Origin of the sequence: Paenibacillus sp. NPDC056933, from assembly GCF_042674385.1 — a bacterium.
GTDB lineage: Bacteria > Bacillota > Bacilli > Paenibacillales > Paenibacillaceae > Paenibacillus.
The window spans coordinates 362,576-383,068 of record NZ_JBHUQN010000001.1 but is presented as its reverse complement, the minus strand read 5'-3'; the positions used below and the strand labels follow the sequence as shown (position 1 = coordinate 383,068).

Here is a 20,493-nt window from a genome sequence, read left to right as displayed (position 1 = left end):
GTTCCAACACCGAAACTGTAGAATTTCGTCTAATAACACGCGCTCGGTTCGTTAAAGCATTGAGTTCGTTAAAATTCCAAAAGGGGCTGTCCCTGTAGTCATTCCATGATTAAGTTCATGATTGACTGCCCGGACACCCCTTTTATATTCGAAAACTGTTTATCCCCCCGTAAGCTATGAAGTTGGCATCTGCACAATCCGATCGCATAACCTGTCCAGCAATTCCCGATCATGGCTGATGACCAACAACCCCAGGTTGCGCTGACGGGCGATGTTCATTACGGTATGCCAGATCTGTGCCTGGGTAATGGCATCCAGCATGGTAGTCATCTCATCGGCGATCAGGTAACGAGTTGCTGTGCCGAGTGCACGTGCAACGCAGAATCGTTGCAATTCACCGCCCGACAACTCACCGGGCCTGCGATCCAGCCAATTCTCCTGAATGCCCAAGGCGTCAAGCAGCTCCTGATCCTCGATTGCCGCTTCCTTCAGTACACGGCGCATCCGCCAGCGTGGATTCACGGCTTTCTCCGGATGCTGGAATACAAGCTGAACCGGACAGGTTCCGGTTTGGGGAAGCGGATTGCCATCCAGCAGCACTTGACCTGTCATTGGTTTCGCATACCCGGCAAGGATACGCCCCAGACTTGTTTTGCCACAACCGCTAGGACCCCACAAGCCAACGGCTTCCCCCGGATGTAATTCCATGTTTACATTCTGAAATACCCAAGCTTCTTTACCATAACGATAACCTGTCTTTCTGGCTTCAAGTGGCATGAATGCACCTCACTTCACCATAGCGAACCTTGCGCAGTTCAGGACGGCCACTGGTACATGCCGTAGTCGCTCCGATGCAGCGTGGTGCAAATGAGCATCCCTCTGACAACCGTTGACCCGCTACAGGCTGGGTACCAGATAGAGGTTGGAATTCGTTCTGCGGCAACGTGTTCCAAAGCGCTTTTGTATATGGATGCCGCAAACGTTCGCCCGTTTCCGTAAAATCACCAACCTGTGCCGTCTCTACATTGGAACCTGCGTAAAATACGGATATGCGATCCGCTGCCGTCAAGGCAGTCGTAATATCATGAGTAATCCAAAGGATACCGACGCCTTCATTGGCCAGTTGACGAAAATGCCTCATCGTTTCAGCCAGCACTTCAGGATGGATGCCAGGTGTTGGCTCATCTGCAATAATGAGTTTCGGATCACCGGAGGTGGCCGTTGCCATCAACACCCGCCGAGCCATGCCGCCTGATAGCTCAAACGGATATTTGTCCGATGTGCCCTGAGGCAAGTGATAACGTCCTGACAACTCCTGCTCTGCCTTTTGCATCACGGATCGGGGCGTCGATCGGGGATGCCGTCCAGACTTTTGATTTACGCACTGAACCTGTCTGCCTACCTTCAACAGCGGGTCCAGATAACTGACCGATTGCGGAATGTACACCAGTTCATCGCCTCGCAAATGAAGCTGCCGCTCCAGAGTCAAGGGTTCGCCCGCATAGCTAATCCGGCCTTCCAGCCTGGCATTGGCAGGAAGAATGCCCATGATCGCCTGTGCCAGTACACTTTTCCCCGATCCGCTCGCCCCTACGACCGCTACAATCTCACCTTCATGAACAGACAGATTCAGATCCTGAATAACAAGGTTCTCCTCGTGCCCAAACCATCCCCGCGCACGCCGAAACGAAACCGATACTCCCTCTACTTCAAGAAGAGCCATGTCTACACCCCCTCCCTTGAACTGCCGGTTCCCGTTAATGTCTTCAAACTACTCCCCAGCACATCGAACGCACGAACGACCAACAGCAATGCGAGTCCCGGGAAAAAGGCCAACCACCACATACCTGCGGACAAATATCTCATGGACTCTGATAAAATAATTCCGATCGCTGGCTGCTGCGGCGACAGCCCCAGCCCCAGAAACGTAATCGCTGCCTCATGCAGAATCGCATGAGGGAAGATCAGCAGCACTCCCACGAACAGCTGTGGGATCAGATGAGGCAGCATGTGCTGAACCGCAATACGCATTCGCGAATGACCCAATCTCCGTGAGATGTGAATATACTCCGATGATTTCAGCTGAATCATCTCTGCCCGTACAATTCGGGCCAGATTCGGCCAATGGGTCAGGGCAATGGCTAACGCCACCCCAGGCAAACCTCCACCGAATACAAAGGCGAGCATCACCAGCGATACCAGGTGGGGAACGCTCAGGAAGAGGTCAATAACCCATGAGATCACCCGATCCGCAGCTTTCCCTGAAGCAGCAGTCAGACCCAGCACCAGCGCAATGAGTCCACCACCACAAGCCGCCAGCAAACCTACCTGAATGCTCGTTGCCAATCCTCTCCATGTGCGCATGAACATATCTCTCCCCAGCCAATCCGTACCGAAAGGATGCGCCCAGGTTGGAGCCAGATTCCGATCTATCAAGGATGTCAGCGTCGATTCAGCAGGAAGCAGTCTGCCCGTCAGCCATACGACAGCAATCCAGATTACGCCTAAAGTTCCCCAGATAAGTGCCCATTTGCGCGGATTACGGAAACGAAGATTACTGACGCCGGGATCGGTATACCCTTTTGCTCCACGAGCATGTGGACGTGGACGTATTGATCCCCAATCCCTCTTGTTGCTCTCCTCACCATTTACAGAATTTGCTTTTGGCTGCTGTGCAGTCTGACCCGCAGGCCGGGAGGGACGCTCCAATGTCTGTTTCATCCTATCGCCTCCTCCTTGATGCGCGGATCAATAATACGATAAAGAATGTCGGCAATCATATTGCCTGTAAACACAAATACGGCACTACACAGCACAAGCCCCAACAGCAGCGGCACATCACCGCGCAATCCGGCCTGAACCGTTGCCTGCCCCAGTCCGGGATAGGAAAACACCTGCTCCGCGAGCACGGCCCCACCAAACAATTCACTAAATGAAGCAAATTGCAGCGTCAATGCTGGCAGTACGACATGTCTGAATCCATGGCGACGAAACAATTGAACACCTCGTTCACCTCGTGCCCTTGCAAAAAGAATATAGTCCGAGTCCAGCACATCCACCAGCTTCTGCCGGGTATGCAGGGCGATCGCGGCCACGCCCGTCAAACTCAAAGTCAACGCAGGCAATATCATGTGCTTCGCCCGATCCCCCCATGTCACTTGATCTGCCGTCATGCCCGCAGGCACACCAAGTCCAACCGGGAGCCACCCAAGCCACACACCGAATACCATGAGCAGTAACAAGGCCATCCAGAATACCGGTGTGGAAGCCAGGGTGTAACAGTACCAACAGATCAGACGATCCAGCCGCGAATCCCGCCTCATGGCAGCAACGACCCCCAGACCGAATCCGATCAGACCGGATAACAGCCATGCCACCGCCATAAGAGCAACAGAATTCATGAATCGTTCCTGGATGATATCTGCAACCGGCTGCCTGTAGATCATCGAGGTTCCCAGATCACCCTGAATCAGCGCCTGTCCCCACGTAAGCAGTCGCTCTACGGGTGAATCATTGAGTCCCCAACGTTCCTCAATAAGCGTGCGCTGCTCTGCGCTCACCCTGATCATGTCTCCACCAATGTAGGCCTCGACCGGGTCCACAGGAGAGAACTGCATCAGTATAAAAGACACCACGCTGACTCCCACCAGTAAAGATACAAGCCGCAACATTTTAAATCCGATAAATCTGGCCCATCTCACTCCGTCTGTCATCCAATCTCTCCCCAATTCAGGCTAAAGCTACTGCAGAGCTTTTATTTCGAATCGTCATTCCAGGACCATTCCTCCAGATTGGATGTCACTGGCCACCCGTGACCATGTGGATGGATTTGCTGCTCACCGATATTCAGACCATTTTTCACCAGATACAGATGATCAATATTCACCAGCCATGCCCATGGCGCATCACCCTGATAACTGAATCCTGTTGATCCATCCCACTCGGCTTTCTGCCAAAAGGGTAGTGCCTCTTCTTCCGTTGTCGCTTGGAGGGCCTGTTGCATCCAAGAGTCTACGGTTGGGTTGTTGTACAACCCTGTATTGTAATACCCTTCCCCTTTATGGGTACTACTGTAGAGGTTGTAAGTCTCAAGCGGATCATGACTTCCCCAGCCAAATAATACGGCATTGGTATAGGCCAGCTTTTTCGTCTCTTCGCGACTCTTGCCCTCCACATTGATCTTGATCCCTGCCTGGGCTACCATATCCGCAGCAGCCAGTGCCAGAGATTGTCTTGTTAAATCCCCAGCAAAATAAAGCAGATTGAATTCAGCCTTTACGCCGTTTTTCTCAACAAAACCGTCGCCATCTGAATCTATCCAGCCGCCAGCCGCCAGAATCTGCTTCGCTTCATCCGGATTCGCATCTGCAAATACAGAAACCGGATTACCCCAAGGCAAATCATCACTGACCGAGTAGGCCGGACGCCCATGCCCCTCCAGTACACCTTCCACCAGAGCATTACGATCAATTGCAACATTTACTGCCTTGCGAATGGAGATGTCGGATGTAACATCGTTGCCTGCTGGTAGCCCGTCACCAGACTGGGCGCCTGCAGGTTGCATCGGGAACATGATGCCCCGGTTATCGACGGTTTTTACCGATTCCAGCTTCATACCGCTTACCTGCTGCTTACTGAATGCCGCCGGGATAGCCGCAATATCAACAGTACCCGCCTGTGCTGCTGCAAAGGCCGCATCTTCATCCAGATAGAGGAACGTCAATTTGCGGAATGCGGACTTTTTCCCATAATATTGCTCGTTAGCCTCAACGATCGCCTGCTGCCCCTTATCCCACTGTACCAGCTTGTATGGACCGGACCCGACCGGATGCTCCGCATAATCGGAACCATAGGCGTGCTCAGGCACAATGCCCAGCGTAGTCAGAAGACTGATAAACGTGGACTGTGGTGACTTTAATGTAAAGACGACAGTTGTTGCATCCGGGGCCTTCACTTCAGCCATATTGGTCAAATCGATGACCGATCCACTCTTCGCAGCCGTCTCAAACGTAAATCTGACATCTTCGGCCGTCAGTGGCTCGCCATCGGAGAACTTGACATCATCCCGGAGTTTGACGGTCCAAGTCAGCCCATCTCTACTGACGGAGTGGTCTGTCGCCAGATCATTGACCAGTTGAAGCTTGGCATCCCGTTTCAACAAGGTACTCTGAAAGAGTGGCGAACCGTACTGTCCCCAACCTGTAGTTGGATCAAATCCACCTTCGGGTTCCGTGCCAACGGCCAGCACCAGTTCGTCTTTGGGAAGAGAAGCCGCCTGCTGAACGCTCTCTGTTATCGATGAGGATGCCCCCTGCGTACATCCCGATAACCCAACTGTACAACTAAGCAAAATGCCTAACCCCGCTCGAACCGATCGTTTTCCCCATGAAAATCTGCCCATCTTCACTGTTCCCCCTCTGCGTTCTGCTGTACAATTCATTTTCGTGTCACTTTTTTTGAAAATTGTAGCACAAAAAAGATTTTATGTGTCAATAAACTTAACTTCGAAATCCATTTATTTTCACTTACAGGGAATTAAAATGATATTCACAGGAGGATCGGTAGACGGAACGCTATTTGAAGTGAGGTATTATAACAAACAAAAAAAACAACAGATTATCGGCATTGTACCGTTTAATCTGTTGTTCTACATATGAGCTATGGGCAAAGTCAGCTAAAACCAATGGGTCGGAAGAAATTTTCAAGTTAATCCGTTGAAGAATTAGGATGATGGTGATGGTGATGGTGATGACTATGGCGATTTTGATCATGATTGTGACTATGGTTATGATGGCTTGCCATTTTATTAAGCTCATCCACATACGTGACGGACAGCTCTGCATACAGTACTCCTTTTTGAACCTGGATCTGCTGATGCAGATGACGCAATCGTCCTAAGTTGCCCCGCACCGCAATCACCTCCAGACACTGATCATGGTTCAGATGCACATGCATATTGGAGATGATATCATGGTGTGCCTCGTGCTGCAGCTCCATTAACCGAATAGGGAGATCACTAATATGATGGTCATACACCATCACAATGGTTCCAGCTACATCCTGCTCGGAATGCAATGCAGAAGGCTCCAGCAATGTTTTACGGACCAAATCACGGAAAGCTTCCGATCGATTTTTGTATCCCTGCTCTTCAATATACTGGTCAAACTGTTCGATCAGAGGTGTGGGAAATGCCACGCCGAACCGGGTCAAATCATCTTTGTCTACCATTCATATCCTCCTGCCGCCTCGTTTGCTTCGAGTGTACCACAGTCCTGTCTTCTCATCGACTGTACAGTTGTTTCTCTGTTGTGGCAGCAAGAATAAAGTATCTCTCTATTTTATTTGGATCTCTTGGCCAGTTCCTGTCTGACGTTGGCATAGGTGGCGCTTACCTTCTGTTCCAGTGTATAAATATGCTGTTTGGAGCCAGCCCATTTCTCTGCCGCAGCAGCCAGTGCGTTCAACGAGCTTAATACACGTGATGGCTGACCTTGCTTTGTATTCTGTTTGAACTGTTGTAACGCATTTGAATATCGCTCTCTTGACAGGCTCGCCTGTTTTTTGCCCGTTTGAATCTGCTTCTTCACTGGATCAGCTCCAGCCAGTACAGTGCGCAACCGTTTCACTTCTGTGCTCTTTCGTTTGCGTGCTTCGGCAAGCTCCTTTTTCTTGAAACGTATGTCTTCTCGGGCAAGCTGAACAACAGGTTTCAACGTATCCGCTTGGGTACGAATAGCAGCACTCCATTCCTTGTTTTTGATCGCTTTGGCGGCGTCCAGCTGCTTATTTACTGAACTGTACAAGGCAAACAAAGGCTCATACCGGGCCTCGGTTTGTTTTACCTTTTCAGCTAGACCTGCGATCTTCGCGTCATCAGTTTGCCTGATTTCCACACGCAACCTTGCCAATTCCGACGTATTCGCGGCATGTAGTGTCTTTGTTTTTTGTTCCCAAGACTGCTCTTGGGTCGTCCAGTTCCCCACGTTCTCATACGCTCGTTGCAGGGACAACTTTGTCTGTGAATCGGCCTTGCTCAGCACGCTCTCCCATGCTTTCTGCGCGGTTACACCAAGCTCAGGGCCCGCACCTTCAGCAGGGGAAGAATAATAAATCACACTCATACTGAACATGATGATGAGTCCCAGGCTCATACGGGTCCATATGTTAGCGCGAAGGTTAGGGCGAGATCCAGGTCGTGTCCCTATGAGAGTATGTTCTCTAACGCTTCTCTTTTGGAATTGGTCCATAATCTGTTGCTCCTCTTCATTCTCCTCATTTGAGCGGCTTTGTCTGGCTTGTCCTAGACATGAACAAAGACTCGCCTGATGATTGCTCCTGTCCTCTACTATTCCGGTTTGCATTCTCTTCTGCTCCCTTCGATTGAATTGATAGATATAACCTGCTGGATGTACCTGAGCGGTCATTCGATTGCGCTCCCTGATATGGAAAGTAGAAAAAACAAAAAAGCACCCGCAAGTCAGGCGTATTGCCTGCTCTTACGGGTGCTTCCCTCATAAGCCGTTCCATATGGGATTCGCCGAAAATGGTCATCATTTCGAATCGAACCACTACCTTTTTCTAATATATTCCATACGTAGTATCTGGTCAAGTCAGTTAGAGAAATCAAGTTGTTTCAACGGGAGAACCCTTCCCGTATAAAGATAACCTTACTGTCCGACCAGGATGGCTTTCATCTCTTCCGTCAGGTCCTCTTCTTTCAGTATCATATAGATGTTCTCCCCACGGGTGACATTCAATTTGATCTGATAGATGGTATCTCTCTCTGTTTGATAACCGGACCGTTGACGTTGAAGCAATTCGCTGATAATTTTTTTATTTTTGGTAGCGATCTGTTTGTTGCCGCTTAGATTCCCGTCGATATAATCTGACTGAGGGTACACCATCTGAGGATTTCCGGGACTGTTGATCTCCTGCTTTACAAATTGTGCGGAAGCCACCTCATCTACTGAAAATTCCAGTTGCTCGTATAATTTGTTCTCTTTGAGCCAGTGCAGTACCCGGTCATAGCTTGGTTTGATCTCAAAATTCCACATCTCCTTGGGTTGTAAAGGGTCATTCGATGAGGAATCCTGATTCATTTCCGCGTATGCAAAAGACTGCCACGGAGAACGTTGTTCCTCGTAGGTCTGGTCCATAATGTCCTGTTTCAGCAATTCCTTGAATTCACGAACTTGATTCGGATTGCTAATATATACTTTTCGGTATGAACTAATCGTTGAGCGAATGCCAATACTTAGCGCGTCCTCATCCAGCTTATACGTATCAAATGCAAATTTTTTGTAAGCCTGAGACTGCTTCAGCGCCATCAATTCCTGACGAAATTCAGGTTCGGGAATGTAATATTTGCGTTTCATCACCTTGCCATTATCCAACTTGTAGTTCATAAAAACATACTCATCATTTACCAGACCTGGATTGATAGGATCACCCAGCAAAGGCAGATCGGAATCCACGATCTTCTGATGAAGATTGATAACGGCTTCCATATATTCCGGATCATCCGAATAAAATGGTCCATCATCCACCTTCTGATTGATACCATTGCTATAAGTGTAACGATCTCCGCCAAGCTTGATACTGTTGACCTTGTTCAGTTCAGGCACCCGTTCAGCATATCCATTCCAATCGGCAACAGGTACGTACAGAATCAATCCAGCCACGATGCCATATAGAGCGAGCTTGGGCAACAGTTTGCTGCTCCAGATCAGCCACGTCTTGCGGATAATCATCTCGGCAACAATATAACCAACAATTCCACCGAGGATATATCCGAAGATCCCCCACCCCGATGATCCTCTTGGAGCAATAATGGTGAAGTAGGCTCCGCCAATTAAAACCAGCGTAAACATTAAACCAAATCGGAATATGGGTTTAACAAGCGTAAACGTCACCGCTTGGGTAGCGGATTCCACCTGTCTCTTCGCGTAGAATACGTAAGTCAGCGGGATGAACAACAGCGTTAATAATGAATAGATAATGAGTTCCCAACGGATCACAGGAGCTCCACCAATCGAATCCATGCGAAGGACTAGAGATATTTTTACTGCATTTCGCCCAACATCATCGTACGGATATCCCAGCAGGTAATGCTGAAGATGCAGAGATAAAATGAACCATACGACAACAGGTAACAAAAGGAGCGCGTACACGGTGAGTCCCTGCAATACGGACTGTCCGATGCACATGCCTACCACCACGGTCAGCATGAACATAAACAACGAGTAGATGCTCATACTGAGTCCCCACATCCAGATTGAACTACCTCCGAATGTAAACGCGGGCTGATCCAAAACCGCCCATACCCAGCCTGTAATGGCAGTCGTGATCCAGATCGGAAGCAGGATCATCATAAATCCTGTCAACAAATTCACGGTTAACAGATGCTTGCGGCGCAGCGGCAAACCGTGGAACAGATCCGAAGGCGCACCGGATTGAATATAACGGAATAAAAATATTCCCGCAGCTACCGGCAAGGTAATGGCAAACAGGATTTGTACTTCCCCATTCGCCTGGAACAAACTCGTAATCTTCTGTGGCACTTCCCGATACTCGGTTGCGATATAAAGTGGTAGTGAAAACAACAACGTGATCAGGTACAGGATGCCGATCCATCCATGCTGCCTGAAATTTTGGATCAGGATGCCCCGGTTACAGAACAATCGGTTGAATATCATATCCTGCATCCTCCATTTCATAGATAAATATTTCTTCCAGCGTCAGCGGCAGCACATCCAGCAGATAGGGATCAAATGCACGGAATCGTTCCGTTACAGCCTCGCGATTACCTTTCACAATAAACAGGGAGACACTGCCCCGCTTCTCTTCATGCAAAATATTCACCTGTTCATCCATTGCCTTGGCATGATCAGGATGACGGAAAGCGACCTGAATTTTATGTGTATCAGCCTTCAGATCATCCAAGTCTTTCTCTACAATAATCCGCCCTTTGTGCATGATGGCAACATGGTCGCACAGGTCTTCAATCTCACGCAAATTGTGGGATGAGATCAGAATCGTCACCTGACGCTCCGCTGCTTCCTGGAACAGCAGATTCTTGATCTGCTGCCGCATGACCGGATCAAGTCCATCAATCGGCTCATCCATGAGCAGTACTTCAGGCATACAGCTGAGCCCGAGCCACACGGCTGCCTGACGGCGCATGCCTTTGGACATGCGATGCAGTTTTCGTTTGACATCCAGTTTAAATACACTACCGAGTTGTACGAAGCGTTCCTCATTCCAGCGTGGGTATACCGAACGATAGAAGGCGGCCATCTGAGCGATGGACGATTGCGGGAAAAAGTATGGCGCATCTGCCATAAAAATCGTGCGTCCCTTAAGGTCCATATTTTCATATATTTCTTGGCCATCCATGCGAACTGTCCCGCTATCCTGACGATAGATGCCTGCCAGTATTTTGAGCAGCGACGTTTTGCCTGCCCCGTTTGAACCGAGCAAACCGTAGATCGATCCTTTATGTACTTGCATCGTTACGCCATCAACGGCTTTTTCCTGTTCAAAGGCCTTAATGACCTGATTCAGCTCAATCATGAGGCTCCCCCTTCTCTATACGGGCCATCGCTTCCTCAAATAAAAGCGTCATATCGGCTTTAGTTAAACCGGAATATGAAGCTTCCGCAATCAGCTTCACCAGAGCGGCTCTAATTTCATCTCTCATGGCTGCATTCGGATGTTCCACGGACGATGATACGAAGCTCCCCTTTCCCTGCAATGAATAGATATAACCTTCACGTTCAAGTTCCCGGTACGCTTTCTGAATCGTATTCGGATTAACGGTAAGCTGCCCGGACAGCGTGCGAACGGAAGGCAGCTGCTCATCGGGTTGGAGAACACCGTACACGATCATTTCTTTGATTTTGTCCACCAGCTGCTCATAGATCGCCTTACGGCTGCGTACATCCAATTCGAACATCCCGCACCTCCTCTCTGAAAATGTAGTAATACCCTATTGAAGAACGATGACTGTATGTGAAGTGTATGTATCCAACACTAAGGTGTATTAACTGTACTACTATTATTAATACAGTTAATACAGATTGTCAATCCTTTACTTTGACTTCTCTTATGATTCGCGTTAGGTTTATATATGATTAAAATGACATATAAAATAAAGAAATAGATTACCTGAAAATAAAAAGGATGCAATTTCTTAGTTCGGATTGGCGGATTAGTTTGGATTGAACTGTTTGGATTGAACTGTTTGGTTCGGATCGGATCGGGCTGGTTGTTATAGTTGGTTAACACGCTTTTCGGGCTATATACGTTCAAAGCTTGTTCTGATCTTTCCCCTTCCGTTATGATGGAGAAGAAAGTTGTAATTGTTCACTTGCTCGCTTCGCTCGTTGTATAGAACTGTCTCTCTCTGTCCGCATGTACGGTACATATTGTAATAGTTACCTTTCAAAAGGTGGACAGGACAGGCTCTAGCACTCAAGCACAAAATGTTCGATTATTCTTGGATTCCGCCTATTTGAAGGACAAAATCCGGTGAAACGTCCCGTTCAGATAGACATCATTATTCTTGATTATCTTGCACATCCCATTCGGGATGCATTTATACCGTTTTGAATCTAACACTTTACAAGGGAGAGTTCGGGATGAATGAACAGAGACAGAATGATTCTATAGAGGGTAATCGTTCAGAAACCACAAACAGGGTAAAAAGCTCAGAAATAACCCCGGCATTAGCAGCTTCGATACAGCGTGTATTAATTGTAACCGCCGTTGATGCGGAAAAAGAGGCTGTACTGCGCGGCCTGGGTAATCAGGCTGCGGAACGTTTTGATGTGATTGCTGCGGGCGTTGGCCCCGCCTCGGCCGCAGCGGGAACCGCTGCCGCGCTGGCCTTTGCCTCAGCAGCGGCTGGCGCAAATGCGCTGGCGCAGGGCTCCGCCGCGCCAACCGAACCCGATGCGGCACAGGCATCTGCCGCATCCTCAAGGCCGGGGCCCCTGGCCGGGACCGGACTGACCCCAGCGTATACGCTGGTGGTCAGTGCCGGCATCGGCGGCGGGTTCCCCGGCCGGGCGGACGTCGGCTCCCTTGTGGTGGCCGACGCCATGGTTGCCGCCGATCTGGGCTCGCAGACGCCAGACGGCTTCCTCAGCGTGGACGAGCTCGGCTTCGGCTCGTCCAGTGTGGCGGCGGACGCGGAGCTTGCCACGCGCCTGCGCCATGAGCTGCAGCGGGCAGGGCTCGCTGTCAGCGGAGGCACGGCGGTCACCGTATCCACGGCGACCGGAACTGCCGAGACGGCCGCGGAGCTGCTGCGCCGCGTGCCGGATGCCGCCGCCGAAGGCATGGAAGGCTTCGGCGTAGCAACCGCAGCCCAGCAGTTCGGCGTGCCAGCACTTGAACTGCGGGCTATATCCAACGCGGTCGGTCCACGCGACCGCGACGCCTGGCGCATCAAGGACGCCCTGGGTGCGCTCCAGGCTGCAAGTTCCATTTTACGGGAGGTACTTACATCATGAAAATTGCATTTTCCCCTTGTCCCAACGATACATTTATCTTTCACGCTTGGGTGCATGGACTGATTCCAGGTGCACCGGAGCTGGATGTCCGGTATGCGGACATCGATATAACCAACGGCCTTGCGGCTAATCCGGATGGACCAGATACACCTGAAGTTATGAAAATATCCTATGCAGCACTGCCTTATGTGCTGAATGATTATGCGCTCTTGCCTGCGGGCGGCGCACTTGGCAGAGGATGCGGCCCACTGGTTCTGACCGCTAACGGCACAACCGATCCGGCCTACCTCTCAGGACGCCGTGTTGCTGTTCCAAGCGAACGTTCGACTGCCTACCTGTTATTCCGTCTCTGGGCAGCACAAAATGTACCCGGCGGCGTAGGCGAGATTGTCGTTATGCCATTCGATCAGATTATGCCTGCTGTCCGGGATGGCAAGATCGATGCCGGCTTGGTTATCCATGAAGCACGCTTCACGTACCAAAACTATGATCTCAAGCTGATGACAGATCTCGGTAACTGGTGGGAAAGCGACACTGGCCTGCCAATCCCGCTGGGCGCGATCATCGCGCGTCGCAACCTGGATGCGCATGCTCTTGCGGGTTGGGCACGTGCCTCGGTAGAATATGCTTGGGCGCATCCGAATGAGTCCAAAGCATACGTCATGGAACATGCACAAGAGATGGACCCTGATGTCACTGCACAGCATATTGGCTTGTATGTTAACGAGTTCAGCGCCAACCTGGGCGATGACGGTTACGGTGCAATTACGGCGTTGCTTGGAAGAGCGATGAAAGAAGGACTTGTTCCCGAGTTTGATCTCGATTTATTGCGGATCTAACTCTGGCTCACCCGGCAGAAAATGGCAATGAAGCTGTGCCAAATCTCGTTCCTATGCTTTTGTTGGGCACCGTCTCCATGCTGATAATCTTCGTGACTAATGCGCTAAAGAATCGGTAACACCTTATTAAGCAGGATCGAGCGGAATGGCAATATTAACGAATCTCAGTCACGTTATTCTGGTAAAACTCGGCGAAAAAACAGAAAAAACAAAAAGAATGCCGAAATAGCGCTTCTGTGATTCGTTAGATTTCAGAATCTGTGGAATTTCGCCCATTAGCGTGACTCTAGTTCATTAGATGTGATGGCTGGACCGATTGGTTTGTGGGTTGATTGATTCGTCGGTTCGTTAGAACGCCTGTGTCTCAGTTCGTTCTTTCGTTGATTGGTCTGTAGAACGAGTGGTCCGTGGGTTGATTTGTTCGACCGATTCGTTAGATCGTTTGTGCCTCCGTTCGCTTCTTCGTTGGTTCGGTCGTCAGCTGGTTGGTTAGTTTGTCGATTCGCTACTTCGCTGTTCATTGGTTGGTTGGTTCATCGTTTTTTTATTTGTTCAACGCCCCCAAGTGGCTGTACAGCCACTCAATGCCACTACCTATAACAAAAAGGGATGTCCTGTAAAGTCATGTTCATGACCATAGGACACCCCTTTTTAAGCTATTTCAACAATAAAACGAACCTCTACACATTCTTGATCCAACACTCAGCATGTGTTGATCCCACCACATATCAGGTCTCACCGTTCTTCCATCCATTTTAAAATCATCGTTCTTCTTCAACTTACAACGCGACGAACTCAATTACTCCGCCACTACCGTGCGAATCATAACCCGCAGGGCATCCAGCATCATAGGAATGGGCAGTGAGGGCACGGAAGGCTGAAGCACAGCCATCTCTGTTGAAGCCGGAAAATGTACAAATCCGGCACGAATCGGAAGCTGTTTCAATCGGATATGATCCAGCACACGGTACATCGTATTGTTGCAAATATACGTGCCTGCCGTATTGGACACCGCAGCCGGGATGCCTGCTGCCCCCATGTTATTCACCATCGCACGAATCGGCAATGTAGAGAACAGACCGTCTGGGCTGCCTTCCACTATGAGCTCGTCTACGGGAAGGTGGCCCTGGTTGTCCGCATAGGAGCCAGGAGGAATATCTTTGACATTAACAGCAATCCGTTCAGGTGTAATGGCTGTCCTGCCTTTGGCCAAACCACAGGCGATGACAACATCCGGTTGATAGGATTCCATCTCTGAGATGAGCAGATCTGCACATTCATCGAAGTGCACAGGCAGCAGCACTGTTTTTAACTCTGCTCCCTCCATCACTTCATGCGCAAGTGCCTCCATCAGCTCGCCCGTCGGATTCACTGCATCCCCGCCAAAAGGTTCAAATCCGGAGATCAGAATTTTCACCATCGTTTTTCCACTCCTGTCTATTTACTCGGATTTGTACCGCAGGCCCCACTGCCCACGAATCGTGTCCATCAGCTTCATAATCTCCAGGGATTCGTCCAGTTGAATCGTTCTGCTCTCCGTCCGTCCTTCCAGAATGCAGCGCCCTGCTTCCTCCGCTTCAAACGCATATCCAATACACGTCCGGTCATCGGTAAATTTCTCCGGTTCGTCCTGGCCATTCACGTGCAGATAGGCTTCTTTGCCCGCCAGGAAAAACGGTAAACGAATGTACCCTTCCGTGCCATATATGACCGCTTCGTTACTCAAGTTAAGACGAATCGCCCCATTCAGCGATGCAGAACGACCTTCCGAATAAGACAACAGTACGGAGAACTGTTCATCCACACCCGTCTGTCCAATATTCGCCGTACTCCACACATGCTGAGGCTGCTCGCCAAAAATCATGGACGCAAACGAGATCGGATACACACCCGCATCCAGCAAAGCACCCCCACCCAGCTCCGGGTTAAGCAACCTGCCTTCCGGCTCCCAGCCTACACGGAAACCAAAATCTGCTTTGACCAGACGTACCTCGCCGATTCTGCCTTCCGCAATCCATGCTCTCGCTTGGGTAATCGGCGGCAGAAAGCGTGTCCACATGCCTTCCATGAGAAAAAGCTTGCGCTCACGCGCCTTCTCCACCAGCTGCTCCAATTGACGGGCATTCATCGTAAACGGTTTCTCACAGAGTACCGCTTTGCCTGCTTCCAGACAGGCAAGCACATTTTCCTTATGTAACGGATGCGGTGTTGCCACATAAATAATATCCACTTCAGGGTCCTGCAGCATCTCATCATATGAACCGTAAGCGCGTGCAAAACCATATTCAGCTGCAAACTTCTCTGCGCTACCCGCAGTTCGTGAACCCACCGCCGCTTTTACGGCGTTCCCGGCATGCTCCAGATCCCGCGCGAACTGGGATGCAATCCATCCCGTACCCATAATGCCCCAATTCACTTTGTCCCGTCCAACAATTTTCGTCATCATAAAGCCTCCCCTGATATCAAAATATTTAAAAAGATCACGATCTCGATTAGGCCAACACGGAGTCTTCTTTATTTTACCAAAAAGAACCGCTTGCGTCAGACCGGTTTCATCTTTCACATGCAAAGCTTTATATCCAACGAACTACATTTCATGCTCTAATTTCAATGAACTACGTTCAATGATCCAATTGAGATTCACTCTCATTTCAATTATTCCGTATTTTTGCTAAGATGATTGCAGATCACGGATGAAAGGACGACCCGACTTTGTCCACACTTTTAACCATTGATAAACTTGTGAAACGTATTGGTTTAACCGAGCAGCGTATTTTATTCGAACAAGTGAACGCGGGAGTGGAGCAGGGGGAGCGTATTGCCATACTCGGTGCATCCGGTCAAGGGAAAAGCACATTGCTCCGCATTCTCGCCCTGCTGGATATTCCTGATGAAGGAGACCTGATCTGGAAAGGAATTTCTTATCGGGATTCCGATCCCCGTATTTGGCGCATGCGCATGACTTATGTCGCACAGCAGGCTGTCATGCTGGCAGGCAGTGTGGAAGATAACCTGAAAACGGTGCACCTGCTTCACAGGCAGCCATACGATCAGGATCTCGCCCGACGCCTGCTTGCAGGGATGGGATTGGAAAATCTTGATATTCAAAAGCGGGCCATCGACCTCTCCGGTGGGGAGAAACAGCGCATAGCCCTAATCCGTTCCATGATGCTTCGTCCTGAGGTACTGCTGCTGGATGAAGTGACCGCCTCCCTGGATCGGACAAACGCCCGCCTGGTGGAAGAGCAATTGACCCGCTGGAGCCAGCAGGAAGGTACTTCTCTCGTCTGGGTTACCCATGATCAGGAACAGGCACAATCATTCAGTACAACCACCTGGTTTATGGGCAATCAGACACTGCTGGAGCGCCAGCCGACAGCCCACTTTTTTGACAACCCGTCCACCGACCTGGCCAGACAATTCATTATGCACCCTGCCCCTGCGGCAGAATAAGGAGAAATCATGTCACTCATTGCTCTGAGTTTTACCATTATATTTGTGATGCTCACCATGCTCATCTCTGTCTGGCAGAAGCTTGATCTGGAAAAGGATATTGCCATAGGAACCATTCGTTCCGCTGTACAGCTGTTGCTTGTCGGATATGTACTTCAATTTATTTTTAACTCGGATCACCCTGCTCTCATCATTGCCATTGTCGGATTCATGATTATAGTAGCCTCCATTAATGCTGGCAAACGCGGCAAAGGACTTCGCTGGATTTCCTTGTATATTGCGGCTGCCATTACGGTTACGGAGCTGCTCATGATGGGGCTGTTGTTGGGACTTGGGATTGTAGAGCCTACTCCCCAATACATTATTCCATTGAGCGGGATGACCATCGGTAATGCCATGGTGGTGTCCGGGCTGTTCCTGAATCAGATGAAACGCGAGGTCGAGTCCTCCAAAGGAGAGATTGAATCCCTGCTTGCACTGGGTGCAACGCCAAGACGTGCTTTTCAGGACGTATTAAAACGTTCCGTAAAATCCAGCATGATCCCCACGATCGATGGCATGAAAACGGTAGGACTTGTACAGCTTCCTGGCATGATGACAGGCATGATTATTGCGGGTGCCGATCCGGTTGAGGCCGTCCGTTACCAGATTTTAATCGTGTTCGCGTTTACCAGTTCAGCCGCTATTACCAGCATCCTGCTTAGCCTGATGACATACCGACAGTGGTTCACATCGGATATGCGGCTGCGTTCGCTATGATATATCAACTTCGCGAGGAAAGGAGGCCACACCATGTTAACCCATCCCATCACCAATAATAACCGGAAGACCACCCATACGTTAGCCCAACCAGATCAGCCGAAACGCACTGATGAATCCATGACACGAACGGAAATGGAATCTTTTCTGAACGATGCGCTGCTCGAACTGCGTCATGCAGAGTTGGTTACCTTGAACACGCATTGGCGATGGCGTCAGACCGAGCTCCCTCACCATACCTTTGTCTATATGCACAAATTCACGGGCAAACTGGTAGCGAACGGTATCGAATCCCTCGTCACTCGTAAATCCGCCTTCTTGTCTACACCTGGAACTTCTCTGGAGCTTTTCTCTGATGCTGACCATGAGATTGAATTGTATATCATCCATTTCGATCTGTTTCGAGTGGCTGAGAAAACGGAAGAACGGCGAATATATAAGCGAGAGCTTGGTTCACCTGTAACAGGGTGGATTCAGGGTCCTTACTATGGGATACAGCGAATTGCCGCACAATTAACAACTGAAGCTTCACAGACCAGCCTGAAAGTGCAGCTGCTTTTGACCGATCTGCTTCATACGCTCTGGCCGCAGGGAGGCCAGTCGGATGCGGAAGAACAGGACGAGCCAGAGCAGTGGCTCAGATCAACCTTGCAGTACATGCGGGAAAACTATATGAACGAAATCAAGCTGGAGAAGCTGGCGGAACTGGCCGGCATGCATCCATCGTATTATTCCCAGCTATTCAAGAGCCGGATGCAGAAAAATCCAATCGAATATATCACTCATTTACGAATGAATCGGGCCAAGGAATTGCTCATGACTTCAGAACTGCGTATTCGTGATATCGCCCGCCAGGTAGGCTATCGGGACGAATTCTATTTCAGCCGCCGCTTTAGGAACCACGCGGGTTATGCGCCAACTTCCTATGCCAAGCAGGTACATCGAAATATCGTCTCACTCTCCTATCCATACACCGATCACCTGATGACGCTTGGCATCACACCATGTGCAGCTCAAATCCAGGGCCATCTGCCCCATGTTCCCCAATCGTTGACCCTGCCATTCCATGCCTATGAACCATGGGAACAGGGACGTCAGGCATTCCTGGATGTGAATCCCGACTTGATTCTGACCAAGGACAATGCAGCCGCTAAAGCGATGGAACATATCGGAGATGTCGCTCCAATCATCACCATCCCCTGGAATGAGACAGACGTGTTCGGTCATTTGCAGAAAATTGCCTTTATTGTGGATCGTACTCAAGCGGCAAAGGAGTGGCTGGATCGGCATGAGCGCAAGGCAGAGCGGGCTCGCAAAAAGATCAGGGAAACGGCAGGTGAGGTCACCGTCGCTGTCTGTACCCTGACCGCAAAAGGACCGCGCATGTACAGCAACCGCAATTTCGGCCATGTCTTTTACCGCAGTCTGCAACTGGCCGCTCCTGATCGAATTCAGAGAGAACTGGCAGGCAAACCAGCTGGTGTCGGTTTCAACTGGATGTCTTTCACGCCTGGAGACTGGGATGGCTTGGAAGCAGATGTACTCCTGATTGCAGTCACGTCCATCCATGAACGCAGCACCCTGTTGCAACATATTACTGCTGATCCGTTGTGGAAAAACTATCCCGCGGTAAAAGCTGGACGTGTGCATGTTATAGACTGGAATTCATGGGTGGTATACGCTCCGTATTCCATCAACATCCAGCTCGATGAAGCGCTCTCCATGTTGACGAACAAACCCGCATTTCTGTAATCTATAAAATGTCCATCTCTATAATCTTAATTTATGCCATGTACGGGCCTGAATTAAGATTTTATAATGTTCACTAATTGATAATGATAATCAATAACAACAGCAAGCGTTGTTGGTAACAAAGGAGTGACCCGCATTCAACATCCGGGACTGTCACAACGTCCGTCCAAATCAAAAAAATCCGCAGTGACGGTTAGCCTGATGTTTTTGGCGGCCATTGCCGCACTGCTGCTTAGTATGTTTGTCGCCATTTCTCTTGGTGCCAAGGGACTAACACTGGAGACCGTATGGACTGCCATATTTCAGTACAACCCGGCTTTGACGCCACATCAGATTATTCACGAGCTGCGGCTGCCACGTGTCATTGCCGCTGCTGTCATTGGCGCAGCCTTTGCTGTAGCCGGGGCGCTCATGCAAGGAATCACACGCAATCCGCTGGCAGACACCGGCATTCTGGGGATCAATGCAGGTGCTACCTTTGTCGTGGCGCTTAGCTTCGCCTTTTGGCCGGGATTGCCTTATGGCTGGATCATGTTCCTGTCATTTACAGGGGCAGTGCTCGGCACGCTGCTCATTTTCCTGCTGGGTATGGCGGCACCCGGAGGTCTGTCGTCCATAAGGCTTACCGTTGCGGGTGCCGTTATTGCAGCCATGCTGAGTTCGCTCAGCACTGGTGTCGCCATATATTTTGACTTGAGCCAAGATTTGGCCTTCTGGTATGCGGGTGGTTTCGGGGGGATTGAATGGCGGCATCTGAAGCTGATTCTGCCTGTTCTACTGGTTACTCTCGTGCTCACTTTGCCTATGGCCCGTCGGATCTCCCTTATGTCGCTCGGAGAAGAAGTTGCGATTAATCTCGGGATTAACCTCCGCTGGACCAGACTGCTCGCCCTGACGGCGGTTGTTGTGCTGGCTGGTGTATCCGTGTCCGCTGTGGGCTCGATCGGCTTCGTTGGACTGGTCATTCCACATATTTCTCGCAAATTAGTTGGGGTGGATTATCGGCTCATCATTCCGATGTCCTCCCTGCTCGGAGCCGTCTTGCTGGTGCTCGCTGATCTGGGCTCACGCATTGTGAACCCGCCCGAAGAATTGGCAGTAGGCATTATGGTCGCCTTTGTCGGTGTGCCCTTCTTCCTCTATCTGGCCCGGAAAGAAAGGAGGGCTCTATAGTA

General features: G+C 50.1%; 18 protein-coding genes. 6 read left to right on the top strand and 12 right to left on the bottom strand.

The features are described 5' to 3' along the window. Positions 1-174 precede the first annotated feature (174 nt). The 10 genes from ACFTRD_RS01595 to ACFTRD_RS01550 form a co-directional block, all read right to left on the bottom strand. On the bottom strand, positions 175-777 hold the full coding sequence (locus tag ACFTRD_RS01595) for an ABC transporter ATP-binding protein (RefSeq protein WP_379377354.1): 603 nt from the start codon (positions 775-777) through the stop codon (positions 175-177). Further along, complete coding sequence (locus tag ACFTRD_RS01590) at positions 767-1,723, bottom strand: oligopeptide/dipeptide ABC transporter ATP-binding protein (protein ID WP_379377352.1); 957 nt, start codon at positions 1,721-1,723, stop codon at positions 767-769. The genes ACFTRD_RS01595 and ACFTRD_RS01590 overlap by 11 nt, the downstream gene beginning before the upstream one ends. A 2-nt stretch (positions 1,724-1,725) precedes the next feature. Beyond that, entirely contained in the window at positions 1,726-2,721 is a 996-nt protein-coding gene (locus ACFTRD_RS01585) for an ABC transporter permease (RefSeq protein ID WP_379377350.1), read from the bottom strand. Beyond that, on the bottom strand, positions 2,718-3,713 hold the full coding sequence (locus ACFTRD_RS01580; protein WP_379377348.1) for an ABC transporter permease: 996 nt from the start codon (positions 3,711-3,713) through the stop codon (positions 2,718-2,720). Before ACFTRD_RS01580 ends, ACFTRD_RS01585 begins: the two co-directional genes overlap by 4 nt. A gap of 41 nt (positions 3,714-3,754) precedes the next feature. After that, positions 3,755-5,401, bottom strand: coding sequence for an ABC transporter substrate-binding protein (locus ACFTRD_RS01575; RefSeq protein ID WP_379377346.1), 1,647 nt, complete (start codon positions 5,399-5,401; stop codon positions 3,755-3,757). 305 nt (positions 5,402-5,706) lie between these two features. Then, positions 5,707-6,228: a nickel-responsive transcriptional regulator NikR gene (gene nikR, locus ACFTRD_RS01570; RefSeq protein ID WP_379377344.1), complete on the bottom strand. Its 522-nt coding sequence runs from the start codon at positions 6,226-6,228 to the stop codon at positions 5,707-5,709. Between the two features lie 110 nt (positions 6,229-6,338). Continuing rightward, positions 6,339-7,424, bottom strand: coding sequence for a hypothetical protein (locus tag ACFTRD_RS01565; protein WP_379377342.1), 1,086 nt, complete (start codon positions 7,422-7,424; stop codon positions 6,339-6,341). A 243-nt stretch (positions 7,425-7,667) separates the two neighbouring features. After that, positions 7,668-9,695: a hypothetical protein gene (locus ACFTRD_RS01560; RefSeq protein ID WP_379377340.1), complete on the bottom strand. Its 2,028-nt coding sequence runs from the start codon at positions 9,693-9,695 to the stop codon at positions 7,668-7,670. Then, on the bottom strand, positions 9,670-10,572 hold the full coding sequence (locus ACFTRD_RS01555; protein WP_379377338.1) for an ABC transporter ATP-binding protein: 903 nt from the start codon (positions 10,570-10,572) through the stop codon (positions 9,670-9,672). The genes ACFTRD_RS01560 and ACFTRD_RS01555 overlap by 26 nt, the downstream gene beginning before the upstream one ends. Continuing rightward, entirely contained in the window at positions 10,565-10,954 is a 390-nt protein-coding gene (locus ACFTRD_RS01550; protein ID WP_379377336.1) for a GntR family transcriptional regulator, read from the bottom strand. The genes ACFTRD_RS01555 and ACFTRD_RS01550 overlap by 8 nt, the downstream gene beginning before the upstream one ends. A gap of 685 nt (positions 10,955-11,639) precedes the next feature. Here ACFTRD_RS01550 and ACFTRD_RS01545 point away from each other — a divergent pair. Further along, positions 11,640-12,515: a futalosine hydrolase gene (locus ACFTRD_RS01545; RefSeq protein ID WP_379377334.1), complete on the top strand. Its 876-nt coding sequence runs from the start codon at positions 11,640-11,642 to the stop codon at positions 12,513-12,515. Continuing rightward, positions 12,512-13,354: a 1,4-dihydroxy-6-naphtoate synthase gene (locus tag ACFTRD_RS01540; RefSeq protein ID WP_379377332.1), complete on the top strand. Its 843-nt coding sequence runs from the start codon at positions 12,512-12,514 to the stop codon at positions 13,352-13,354. Before ACFTRD_RS01545 ends, ACFTRD_RS01540 begins: the two co-directional genes overlap by 4 nt. A 799-nt stretch (positions 13,355-14,153) precedes the next feature. Here the strand turns inward: ACFTRD_RS01540 and pcp are convergent. Together pcp and ACFTRD_RS01530 are read right to left on the bottom strand one after the other, a co-directional pair. Beyond that, positions 14,154-14,774, bottom strand: coding sequence for a pyroglutamyl-peptidase I (pcp, locus tag ACFTRD_RS01535; protein WP_379377330.1), 621 nt, complete (start codon positions 14,772-14,774; stop codon positions 14,154-14,156). Between the two features lie 21 nt (positions 14,775-14,795). Next, entirely contained in the window at positions 14,796-15,797 is a 1,002-nt protein-coding gene (locus ACFTRD_RS01530; RefSeq protein ID WP_379381111.1) for a Gfo/Idh/MocA family protein, read from the bottom strand. A 269-nt stretch (positions 15,798-16,066) separates the two neighbouring features. Between ACFTRD_RS01530 and ACFTRD_RS01525 the strand changes: the two genes are divergently transcribed. The 4 genes from ACFTRD_RS01525 (at position 16,067) to ACFTRD_RS01510 (ending at position 20,491) form a co-directional block, all read left to right on the top strand. After that, positions 16,067-16,807 carry an ABC transporter ATP-binding protein gene (locus ACFTRD_RS01525; RefSeq protein ID WP_379377328.1) on the top strand — a complete coding sequence of 247 codons (741 nt, stop codon included), beginning with the start codon at positions 16,067-16,069 and terminating at the stop codon, positions 16,805-16,807. Positions 16,808-16,816: 9 nt separating this feature from the next. After that, the gene (locus ACFTRD_RS01520; protein ID WP_379377326.1) at positions 16,817-17,566 is read left to right on the top strand and encodes an ABC transporter permease; all 750 of its coding nucleotides are present in this window, start codon (positions 16,817-16,819) and stop codon (positions 17,564-17,566) included. A gap of 33 nt (positions 17,567-17,599) precedes the next feature. Continuing rightward, complete coding sequence (locus ACFTRD_RS01515; RefSeq protein WP_379377324.1) at positions 17,600-19,318, top strand: helix-turn-helix domain-containing protein; 1,719 nt, start codon at positions 17,600-17,602, stop codon at positions 19,316-19,318. Positions 19,319-19,519: 201 nt separating this feature from the next. Continuing rightward, on the top strand, positions 19,520-20,491 hold the full coding sequence (locus tag ACFTRD_RS01510; protein ID WP_379381109.1) for a FecCD family ABC transporter permease: 972 nt from the start codon (positions 19,520-19,522) through the stop codon (positions 20,489-20,491). Positions 20,492-20,493 lie beyond the last annotated feature (2 nt).